Here is a 12,287-nt window from a genome sequence, read left to right as displayed (position 1 = left end):
ATATACATAAAAATATTGTATTTTTGTTAATTTCAATTTGTCCTATTGTTAAATTACGTGTATAAATTATCTGGTACGACGTCTTACCAATACGTAAGCGTTAACCAGAATAAGAAGTATATGACAGATTAGAGCGAGTATTTGTAATTTTACTGATTCGCTTCTATCGTTATGATTACACTAAAAACAATAACTTGATCACACAAAATGACCCGCGACAGGGGGGAACCAAAATGATAAGAAGATCGCTTTTTGTTAAAAATAGAATCGCTATAGGTTTAGCAGCCGCTAGCTTAGGTTTATCTGCAGCAAGTACTCAAGCTGTAACATTTGAAGCTGGAGGTTTTGATATTACCTTCGATTCAACCTTTTCATATGGGCAAAGTGTTCGCGTAGAAGATAGAGACTTTAACCTAATTGGCAAAAGTAATAATCCAGCCTTTGATTGGACAGGATACAACCCAGCGCTAAACAACACTATTTACTCATCTCAAGATGTATGGGCTCAACCTGGGTCTTATTCAAATAACGGTGACGCGGGTAATTTAAATTTTGATAGTGGTGACTCATTCTCAAAACTATTGAAGGGCACACACGACCTTTCAATAAATAAAGATAACTACGGTTTGTTCACTCGCTTCATGTATTTTTATGACTTTGCTTTAATGGATGGGTACCACGCTTATTCAAATCCTACATCAGGGCAGGGGGTTGACCCGTGTGACGATAAAGACACCAAAGCACAAAGCTGTGCCGACATTCGTTTATTAGATGCGTTTGTATGGGCCGATTTTGATTTAAATGATGGTAATAACCCTTTATCTGTCCGTTTAGGCCAGCAAGTAGTTAACTGGGGTGAAAGTACGCTTATATCTCATGGTATTAACGTAAACCCAGTTGATATAGATCGATTAAAAGCACCTGGCGCTGAGCTAAAAGAAGCATTTATACCAATCGGTATGCTTTGGGCATCGCTCGGTATTACTGAGAACATTACGCTTGAAGGTTTCTACCAATATCAATGGCAAGAAACACGTTTACCAGCAGCCGGTACATACTTCTCTACCAATGACTTTGCAGCAGAAAATGGTTATCAGCAGAATGTTCAATTAGGTTTTACGTCTAATCCTGATATAGATGTGGCTTTTTTAACAGATAGTTTGAATAACCTAACATCTGATTTTGCATTAGCAGCAGCTGCTCGAGGTATTGATCCTTCAAGTGCTGAAGGGAGTGCTTTATTAGCCCAAATGTATCTTGCTTACCCAACTAAGGTTGCGTTAAAAGGTAAAGGAGATAATGGTAAAAATGAACCTGAAGATGGCGGACAGTACGGTTTACGTTTAGGTATATTTTTACCTGAATTTAATGATACTGAAATTGCGTTATACCACGTGAACTACCATAGTCGTCGTCCACTTATATCTGGTCGTGTATCAAACTTTTCACAGGCAGCAATTGCTCAAGATTTAGCGATGATCATGACAACAGAAATTACGTCAGATAATGTTGCTGATTTAACGGCCTTCTCAAAAGCTGAAAACGACTACCCAGAAGATATTAAACTATATGGTTTAAGTTTTAATACAACTATTGGTGAAACAGCCTTTGCGGGTGAGTTTGCGTTTCGTCAAGATGAACCACTGCAAATTGATGACGTAGAGTTACTTTACACAGCTATGCCGGAGCAGTTAGCGCTTGCAGGTCTTCGTCCTGATTTTGCAGGTATTTCGCAAATGAGTTTTGGCGATGATATTAGCTCTGTTGGTGCGGGTGAAGTTGCTCAAGGCTATATAGAACGTGATACATCACAAATTCAATTCACGGCTACTCACTTATTTGGACCTTCATTAGGTGCCGATAGTTGGGCTGTTGTTGGTGAAGTGGGTGCTGTAAAAATTCATAACATGCCAGAATATGACGAAATGCGTTTAAATGTATCGGGTACTGGCCGTAGTGGCACAATTACAGGCCCTGGTACTACTGATTACTCAACATTGCAACTTGGTTTATCAAATGGCGCTGAAGAAAAATCATTTGCTACTGCGTCTTCTTGGGGTTACCGCTTAATTGCTAAAGGTGATTATTTTAACCTTTACAAAGGTATTAACTTCTCTCCACGTTTTGTATTTTCTCATGACGTAAATGGTAATACACCAGACCCTATGTTCTTATTTATTGAAGACCGTAAATCTTTAGGTGCAACCATGAACTTTAACTACCAAAATGCGTGGTCACTTGATGTGAGCTATAACTCGTTTTGGGGCGGCGGCGATATTAATACTTTCTCAGATCGCGATTACGTTTCTTTTAACTTAAAATATTCTATTTAGGGGTAACATTATTATGATTAAAAAACCTACCCTCATCGCTACAGCTTTTTGTAGCTTGTTTGCAAGCAGCGCAGCTTTAGCTAAATTAAACGCTGATGAAGTTGCTCAATTAGGTCAAAACTTAACGCCAATGGGCGCAGAAAAAGCAGCTAATGCTGATGGCTCTATTCCAGCATGGAATAATGGCATTACTTCTGCACCAGCAGGTTATGAAGCTGGTATGCATCACCTTGACCCATTTACAGCTGATAAAGTGCTTTTCACTATTGATAAAAGTAATATTGAAAAGTACAAAACCAATTTAAGTCCGGGTCAAATTGCTTTATTTGAAGCATACCCAGACACATTTAAAATGCCAGTATATGAAACACGTCGTTCTGCTTCTTACCCTCAGTTTGTGTATGATGCGACTAAAAAGTTTGCACCGACTGCTGAATTAATTGAAGGCGGTAACGGTATTAAAAATACGGCGATTGGTATTCCTTTCCCTATTCCTAAAACGGGTTTAGAGGCAATTTGGAATCACTTATTACGTTACCGTGGCCAGTCTATTGAGCGTTTTGGTGGTCAAGCTGCACCGACTGCATCTGGTTCTTATAACTATGTTGGCTTTGATGAGCAGTTATTAGTTAAATACTCAGACCCAAGCGCAACACCAGCAGAGCTGCAAGACTCAAATATTTTGTTTAAGTTTAAACAAAGCGTTACAGAGCCTGCTCGTTTAGCGGGTACTGCATTATTAGTTCATGAAACAATGGATCAAATACTAACGCCGCGCCAAGCATGGACCTACAACTCGGGACAACGTCGCGTTCGTCGTGCACCTAATGTTGCATATGATGCACCAGGCACAGCGGCAGATAGCCTGCGCACTACCGATGACTTTGATATGTTTAATGGCTCGCCAAATCGTTACAATTGGACGCTAAAAGGTAAGCAAGAGTTATATATACCTTACAACAGCTATAAACTTCATAGTGATAAGCTAGAGTACGATGATATTTTAATGCCTGGTCATATCAATCCGGAACATACACGTTACGAAAAACACCGTGTTTGGGTTGTTGAAGCTAACTTAAAAGACGATACACGCCATATCTATAAAAAACGTGTGTTTTACATTGATGAAGATAGCTGGCAAGTACAGGTTACTGATATTTATGATAACCGCGACCAACTTTACCGTGTAGCAATGGCTTATGGCCTTAACTACTACGAAGTACCTACACAGTGGAGTACGCTTGAGGTTTATCATGATTTGAATTCTCGTCGTTATTTAGCAATTGGTTTAGATAACCAAGAAAAAATGTACGATTTTTCACAGTCATTTAACGATAACGAATTTACTTCAAGCGCTTTACGTCGCGCAGGTAGATAGTATTAAACTAGGCACTTAACAATTTGTTAAGTGCCTTTTCCTTTCTCATCGCGTTTGTCTTACAGCGCGCAACGCTTTCCCCAGTAAAAAGACAAACAACTCTCTCGTACAAGGCGATTAAAATTTATGAAGTATTTGGTATATGCCAGCCTGATAATAAGCGGTGCGAGTGTTGCACAAGAAGCCCCTAACAATGCAATCAGTGCAACAAATGCAGCTAAAACCTTACTCACCGACATAACCAACACAGGCAATAGTCTAATTGCAGTAGGTAAACACGGTACTGTTATTAAAAGTATCTCGGGTGATAAATGGCAACAAGCTGAGCTAGTCCCAACTCAAGTGCTATTAACTGCCGTTGATTTTAGTAATGAAAATAATGGATGGGCGTGTGGCCACGATGCAACAATAATAAATACTACTGACGGTGGTATTAATTGGCAACTACAACAAGCACAACCAAAATTAGACAAACCATGTTTAGATATTCTATTTGAAGATGATTTAAAAGGTTTTGCAGTGGGCGCATATGGCATGTTTTATCAAACCACCGATGGTGGTAAACATTGGCAAAAACGCTTTTTAGATTCGCTATTATTTAGTGATGATCGTGATTACTTGAACGATTTAAAAGAAAATGACCCCGAAGGATACGAAGCCGAAACTGCTTCAATTTTACCGCACTTTAATCGAATCGAAAAAACAGATAATGGTTTAATGCTGGTTGGTGAGATGGGCTTGATGGCCAGAAGCATTGATGATGGTCAAACTTGGCAAAGGATAGAAGAAATTTATCCTGGTTCATTCTTTGCAGTTGCATCAGATAGCACACAAGAAATTGTGGCAGGGCTTCGAGGTAATGTTTTTGCAAAGCAAAATGGTGAACAGCAGTGGCAGCATTTCGAAAATGTAAAAACAGCGACGATTAACAACATTATTAATTATAATAACAAACAATGGCTTATGCTTGCCAATAGTGGCGTTATTTTTCATCTTCAAGATGGGTTACTCACCCACGAGCAGCTTGCTGACGGTAAAGCGATTCTTGATGGTGTAATTTTAGATAACAGGCTGATCATGGCTACAGAAGATGGCATTAAAGTGAAGGAGTTAACCCCTTAATGCATAAACTACTCGATTTTATTGAAAAGGCGATTTTTAGACATCGCTTAATTATGCTTATAAGTTTTGCACTTATAACCTGTTTACTTGTATTCAAAGCGACTCAAATTCAATTAGATGCATCGTTTAATAAAAATATCCCGTTAAACCACGATTATATGAAAGTGTATACCAAGCATGAAAAGCAGTTTGGTGGTGCAAACAGTATTTTGATTTCAGTGTGTGATGACAGTGGTGATATATTTAATCCAGAGTTCTTTACTCAATTAAAAGCGGTTCACGATCAGCTTTATTTCATTCCTGGCGTAAATCGTCCATTAGTTAACTCAATATTTTCACCCAGTGCTCGTTTTGTTGAAGTAGTGGAGGATGGCTTTGCCGGTGGCCCAATTATTCCTGCTAACTTTAAAGCAGATAAGCGTGGTTTAGGTGTAGTAAAGGAAAACATTGAAAAAGCAAAAGTTGTAGGACGTATGATTGCCAGCGATTATTCGTGTGCAATGGTAACTGCTCAACTTTTAGAAACTGATCCTCAAACACAACAAAAATTAGACACATTAGCTTTTGCGCAAAAGCTAGAAAGTGATTTAAGAGAGCCTTTAAGTACGGACAAAGTAAGTATTCATATTATTGGCTTTGCAAAAATGGCTGGTGATATAGCTGAAGGTGCAAAAGGGGTGGTTGTATTTTTTGCCATTGCTATCGCTTTTACCTTTATTATGGTTTGGCTATTTTGTGGCAGTTTAAAGCTGACTATTTTGCCTATTGCATGTTCCATTATTGCTGTTATTTGGCAATTAGGCCTGCTTTCAAGTTTAGGTTTTGGCCTTGATCCCATGTCTATTTTGGTACCGTTTTTAGTATTTGCTATTGGTGTAAGCCATGGTGTGCAGATGATAAATGCGATTGGTAAAAAAGTAGGTGAAGGTAAAACAACACGTATTTGTTGTCAGTCAAGTTTTAGGGCTTTATTAGTGCCAGGCGGTATTGCACTGCTTTCAGACACAGTAGGCTTCTTAACATTACTTACCATCGATATTGGTATTATCCGTGAACTTGCCATTACAGCGAGTTTAGGTGTAGCAGTAATTATATTTACAAATTTAATTTTATTGCCGGTCTGGGCTTCGTACATGAACTTTGAAAACAGTGTACATATTCAATCTGGTGATGCAGCAAAACCAAACATGCTCGATAAAATCCGCGACTTACTTGTTAAAGCGACTGATCCTAAAGTAGCTAAAATGATTATTGGTTTTACACTTGTTCTATTTGCTTTAGGTTACTGGCAAGCAGATAAAATGCGTATAGGTGACTTACATGCAGGCGCGCCATCACTGCATCAAGATGCTCGTTATAATCAAGACACGTTTTTAATATCAGACAAGTACACTATCTCGTCTGATATCTTAAAGGTAATTGTAGAAGCGTATCCTGCAGCATGTACTGAGCATGATGTGATGGAGCGTATAAGCCGTTTTCAATACAAAGTAGAGAATGTAGCAGGTGTGCAGTCTGCTGTAAGTTTGAGCTCTGTAGCTCAATCGGTTAACGCAGGCTACAACGAAGGCAATTTGAAATGGCAAAGCTTGCCACGAAATTCAGCAAGTTTAGTGCAGTCAACGTCTCGAGTTGAAACTAGTACAGGTTTACTTAACGGTGATTGTTCAGTTATGCCAGTGATTATATTTTTAGATGATCATAAAGCACAAACTATCGATACTGTAATTAAGAGTGTTAAGCAATTTGCGCAAGAAGAGGGCACTGATAAATTAGCATTTAAGTTAGCGTCAGGACCTGTTGGTGTAATGGCAGCCACTAATGAATCAGTTGCAGAAGCGCAAATACCAATGATGCTTTATGTTTATGGTGCCGTTATCATTTTATGTTTAATGAGCTTTAGAAGCGTAAAAGCAACGATTGCAGTGGTATTGCCGCTTTATATCGTATCAACACTTGCACAAGCACTTATGGTGCAATTAGAAATAGGCTTAACCGTTTCTACTTTGCCAGTTATTGCTCTAGGAGTAGGTATTGGGGTCGATTACGGTATTTATATACTGTCGTCGATGATGGGGCAGCTTAAGCAAAATGTACCATTAAGTGTTGCTTATCGAAATGCGCTTGTTGAACGTGGAAGTGCGGTTCTATTTACCGGTATTACACTTGCGATTGGTGTGAGTACGTGGATATTCTCAGATCTTAAATTCCAAGTTGATATGGGTATACTGTTAACCTTCATGTTTTTAGTAAATATGTTAGGTGCAGTGTTGTTATTACCCGCTATTGGTAGCCTTCTCTGGACTGACCAGAAAAAATAATGTGAATAATTTTGCTCCTAAATGGCCTGTAAAGGCCATTTATATCTACAATTTGTGAATAGATGACCAAATAGCTGAAATGCTTAAAATGTTTTCATCGAAAAGGCTGTTTATTAGCTGTAAAAGGGTTAGAATTTAATTGACTCCACGCTAATGAATAGCTGTACAAATTCCTGCTCCTGAGCAGTAATAGATTAAGGAACATACAATGACACGAAATGAAGGCCAAGCCTCGGTTATCCTAGATAATGTCTGCAAGCTGATCCAGAAAAAAGTTCGCGCTGATAATGTGTTACTCGTTGAGAAATTCGCCAAAGCCTTGTACAGCAATATGTCTAAAGAGGATTTGGCAAACCGCAACGATAGTGACCTATATGGCGCAGCATTAAGCCTTTGGAACTCGCTAGAAAAAAATACTACCGACGACGCTGTTATCCGCGTTTTCAACCCTGAAGTGGCAAAAGATGGCTGGCAGTCATCACATACAATCGTAGAGATTATTACTAAAGACATGCCGTTTTTAGTTGATTCTGTTCGTATGGCCATGACTCGTGAAAATATCGCCTCTCACTTATTACTTCACTGCCCATTAAAAATTAAGCGCGATGAAAACGCTAAAATTTCTGGATTATCAAATTTAAAAGCAGAGCAAGAATCCTCATCTACTAAAACAGTATTTTTTATTGAAATTGACCGTCAAACAGATTCTTCTGTGATTGAGTCTTTCAAGAAAGAGTTAGAGTCGGTTCTTGTTGATGTGTCAGTTGCTGTTGATGATTGGCAGCCAATTCGTAAAAAATTGATTGCAGTAACCAAAGAGTTACCTAAACGTCATCATAATAAAACGACAGAAGAAGTTTCAGAAACAACTGAGTTTTTAGATTGGTTAGCGAAAGATAACTTTACCCTAATGGGTTACCGTGAATATGAGCTAAGCCCAGTTCAAGGTGATTACCAATTAAAAGGTAAAATGGAATCAAGCCTTGGCTTGATGAAAAACTCTACTGAAGAACACACACGATTATTATCAGAATTACCAGAAGTTGCTCGCCAAGAAGCACGCAGCAGCAACCTACTGATCTTGACAAAAACAAACTCTGTTTCTCGCGTTCACCGTCCAGCCTACATTGATTACGTAGGTATTAAGCGTTTTGACGATGAAGGCAATGTAATTGGTGAAGACCGCTTTATTGGTTTGTTCTCATCAAGCTTTTACAATAATAGTGCTACTGATGTGCCTGTTTTAAAAAGTAAAATTAACCGCATTATGGAAATGTGTGATTTTGCTAAAGGTACACACGCTTACAAAGCTGTTTTAAATATTTTAGAAACCTACCCACGTGATGAGCTAGTTCAAGCGCGCGAAAGTGAGCTACTTGAAGTTGCTATGGGTGTTTTACAAGTACAAGAGCGCGATATGTGTCGCTTGTTTGTACGTAAAGATGCGTATGGTCGCTTTTTATCTTGCATGGTTTATGTTCCTCGCGAACGCTATAACACGGCTCTTCGTCGTGAAACGCAAGATATATTAGCTAATGCATTTAATTCTGACGATAAAGTCGAATTTACTACTTATTTCTCTGAGTCAACACTGGCGCGTACTCATTACACCGTTCGTGTGACCGACAACAAGATCGAATATAACGTGAAAGACATCGAAAACAATTTAGTAGAAGCTGCACGTACGTGGGAAGATAAACTTCAATCTGCACTTTTAGAGTCTGCGGGTGAAGCACGTGGTAACGATTTAAATCGTAAATACTGTAATGCGTTTGCACGCTCATACAAAGATGAAGTGCTTCCAAGTGCTGCGGTTGTTGATATTGAAAAGTTAGAACTACTTAGCGATGAAAACAAGCTAGAAATGCTGTTCTACCGTCCTCAAGAAGAAGCAAACAGTAATATTGTACGATTAAGCTTATTCCATAAAGATGAGCCAATTCACTTATCTGATGTTATGCCAATGCTTGAAAACTTTGGTCTGCGCGTTGTTGGTGAAACACCATATTCAGTTAAAACTAGCGATGGTCGTATTAACTGGATCATGGACTTCTCGATGCTTATTGACAGCAAAGGGATGGCAGACTTTGATAAAATTTCAGCACGTTTTCGCGCTGCATTAACAAATGTGTGGGGCAACCGCCTTGAAAATGATGGTTTTAACCGTTTAGTGTTAATGGGTGGCCTAACTGGCCGCGAAGCCTCTATTTTACGTGCTTACGCTAAGTACATGCGTCAAATTGGTGTAACGTTCTCACAAAGTTACATTGAAAGCACATTTGCAAATTATCCAAACATTGCAGCGCAAATTGTTAATTTATTTGCTAAAAAGTTCTCAGTTAAGAGCCCAGCAAGTGCTAAAACACTTGAAAAGTTAAGTACGCAAATTTACTTAGAACTTGAAAATGTAGCAAACCTTGATGATGACCGTATTATACGTTTATACGTAGATATGATTGTTGCGACGCTACGAACTAACTATTTCCAAAAAGATGATGCAGGTCAGTTTAAGTCGTATGTCTCGTTTAAAATACAGCCTAGCTTAATTCCTGATGTACCACTTCCACTTCCTGCGTTTGAGATTTTTGTATACTCTCCGCGCGTTGAAGGTGTGCATTTACGTTACGGTAAAGTAGCGCGTGGTGGTCTGCGTTGGTCTGACCGTCGTGAAGATTTCCGTACTGAAGTACTTGGCTTAGTTAAAGCTCAACAAGTTAAAAATACAGTAATTGTACCTGTTGGTTCTAAAGGTGGTTTTGTATGTAAACAATTACCTAGTGAGCGCGAAGCGTTTATAAAAGAAGGCCAAGAGTGTTACAAAATCTTTATCCGTGGTCTTCTAGATATTACAGATAACATAGAGCGCGGTGAAGTAGTGCCAGCTCGTGATGTTGTTCGCCACGATGAAGATGATGCTTACTTAGTAGTTGCAGCCGATAAAGGAACCGCTACTTTCTCTGATATCGCAAACGGCATAGCTAATGAATACAATTTCTGGCTAGGCGATGCATTCGCATCAGGTGGCTCGGTTGGTTACGATCATAAGAAAATGGGTATTACAGCTAAAGGCGCATGGGAGTCAGTTAAACGACATTTCCGTGAAATGGATATCGATTGTCAAACGACTGACTTTACGGTAGTTGCAATTGGCGATATGGCTGGTGATGTATTTGGTAATGGTATGTTGTTATCTAAGCATATTCGTTTACAAGTTGCCTTTAACCATATGCACATTTTTGTTGATCCTAACCCAGATGCTGCTACTTCTTACCCAGAGCGCGAACGTTTATTTAATATGCCGCGTTCATCGTGGGAAGACTACAATAAAGAGTTAATTTCTGCCGGTGGTGGTGTTTTCTCTCGTGCTGCTAAATCAATTACGCTCAGCCCAGAAATGAAAAAAATGTTGGGTACTAAAAAAGCAAGTATGACCCCAAATGAGTTAATGAAAGCTTCATTGATGATGGAGTTCGATTTACTGTGGAATGGCGGTATTGGTACATACATTAAAAACTCTAAAGAAACTGATGCAGATGTAGGGGATCGTGCAAACGATGCACTACGTATCAATGGTAGAGATTTAGGCGCTAAAATAATTGGTGAGGGCGGTAACTTAGGTGCAACTCAATTAGGTCGTGTTGAATTTGCAGCTAAGGGTGGTCGTGTTAATACTGACTTTATTGATAACGTAGGGGGCGTTGCCTGTTCAGATAACGAAGTTAACATTAAGATTTTACTTAATGGCTTGGTTGCTGAAGGTGACTTAACACGTAAACAACGTGATGAGCTACTTTATTCAATGACAGATGAAGTATCTGAATTAGTATTAAAAGACTGTTACCGTCAAACACATACTATTTCAATTACGCAGTCTAAAGGTACTTCAACGCTTAAAGAAAAGATTCGTTTTATTCATGCACTTGAAAAAGATGGCAAGTTAAACCGTGCTATTGAGTTTATTCCAAGCGATGAAGAATTGGCAGAACGTGCAGCCGCAGGTAAAGACTTAACTCGCCCTGAGCTTTCAGTGCTAGTGTCTTACGCAAAAATGGTATTAAAAGAGTCTTTAGTAAGTGATGAAATTACTGAAAACCCTTACTATCGCCAATTGCTTGTGAAGTCATTCCCACGTCCTCTACGTGAGAAGTTTAACGATGCGATGAACAACCATCCACTTCGTAAAGAAATTATTGCAACTAAACTTGCTAACAGTATCGTTAATGATATGGGTTTAAACTTCATGGTACGTATGCATGAAGAAACCGGTGCCAACGAAGCTGAAATTGCAATGTGTTACTCAATTGCTAGCGAAATATTTGAAATGCGCGATACATGGTCTTCTATCAGCGCACTGGATAATAAAATACCAGCAGCGGTACAAACTGAAATGCTTTACCAACTTCGTCGTACTGTTCGCCGTACTACGCGCTGGTTCTTACGTCATCGTAATAAGTCACAAACGATTGAACAAGGAATTGAATTCTTTGCGCCAACGTTTAAAGATTTAAGCGATAATTTAAATACATACATGATTGAAAAAGAAAATGACCGTATTGTAATTGAAGCTAATAAGTTAATTGATGCCGGCGTTCCTGCAGATATAGCTAAGCGTATTGTTTCGTTATCAAGCTTATTCTCTGTGATGGATTTAGCTGAGGTTGCTAATAATTCAGGTAAGAGTATTTCGATGGTATCGAATACTTACTTTAAACTAGGCGCGAGAATGGGTCTGCATTGGTTCTTAGAGCAAATAACTAAGCAACCAGTAGCAAATCATTGGCAAGCACTTGCTCGTTCATCTTACCGTGAAGAGCTTGATTGGCAGCAACGTACGTTATCTGAAGTGGTGCTAAATAGCTTTGAAGGTGACGAGAGCGATGTTGATAGTCAAATAGATGAGTGGATGGATAGCCAAGATTTATTACTTCAGCGTTGGAAACAAATGTTGGCTGAGTTTAAAACATCACAAAGCCATGACTTTGCTAAGTTCTCAGTTGCACTTCGTGAACTTATGTTATTAAGTCACAACTGTGATACATCAGGAAAATAATTTAGCTTTAATCAGTTATTTGTTTAGTAAATAAATAACTGATTGTTAAAATTGTTATACAATACCTTAGCCTTGTCTGAGGT

Annotated in this window: 5 protein-coding genes; all 5 read left to right on the top strand. The window is 38.9% G+C overall.

Annotated features, from left to right (window positions below):
- The first annotated feature begins 233 nt into the window (after positions 1-233).
- Complete coding sequence (locus tag I6E72_RS14990) at positions 234-2,333, top strand: DUF1302 domain-containing protein (protein WP_024607861.1); 2,100 nt, start codon at positions 234-236, stop codon at positions 2,331-2,333.
- Between the two features lie 13 nt (positions 2,334-2,346).
- The gene (locus I6E72_RS14985) at positions 2,347-3,711 is read left to right on the top strand and encodes a DUF1329 domain-containing protein (protein ID WP_101163782.1); all 1,365 of its coding nucleotides are present in this window, start codon (positions 2,347-2,349) and stop codon (positions 3,709-3,711) included.
- A gap of 126 nt (positions 3,712-3,837) precedes the next feature.
- A complete protein-coding gene (locus tag I6E72_RS14980) occupies positions 3,838-4,833 on the top strand; it encodes a WD40/YVTN/BNR-like repeat-containing protein (protein WP_165721953.1) in 996 nt (331 codons plus the stop codon).
- Positions 4,833-7,154, top strand: coding sequence for an efflux RND transporter permease subunit (locus I6E72_RS14975; RefSeq protein WP_007586903.1), 2,322 nt, complete (start codon positions 4,833-4,835; stop codon positions 7,152-7,154). The genes I6E72_RS14980 and I6E72_RS14975 overlap by 1 nt, the downstream gene beginning before the upstream one ends.
- A 208-nt stretch (positions 7,155-7,362) precedes the next feature.
- Positions 7,363-12,204, top strand: coding sequence for an NAD-glutamate dehydrogenase (locus I6E72_RS14970; RefSeq protein WP_033027177.1), 4,842 nt, complete (start codon positions 7,363-7,365; stop codon positions 12,202-12,204).
- Positions 12,205-12,287 lie beyond the last annotated feature (83 nt).

It is taken from the genome of Pseudoalteromonas sp. NSLLW24 (assembly GCF_015864725.1).
GTDB lineage: Bacteria > Pseudomonadota > Gammaproteobacteria > Enterobacterales > Alteromonadaceae > Pseudoalteromonas > Pseudoalteromonas arctica.
This window is presented reverse-complemented; position numbering and strand designations above follow the sequence as displayed.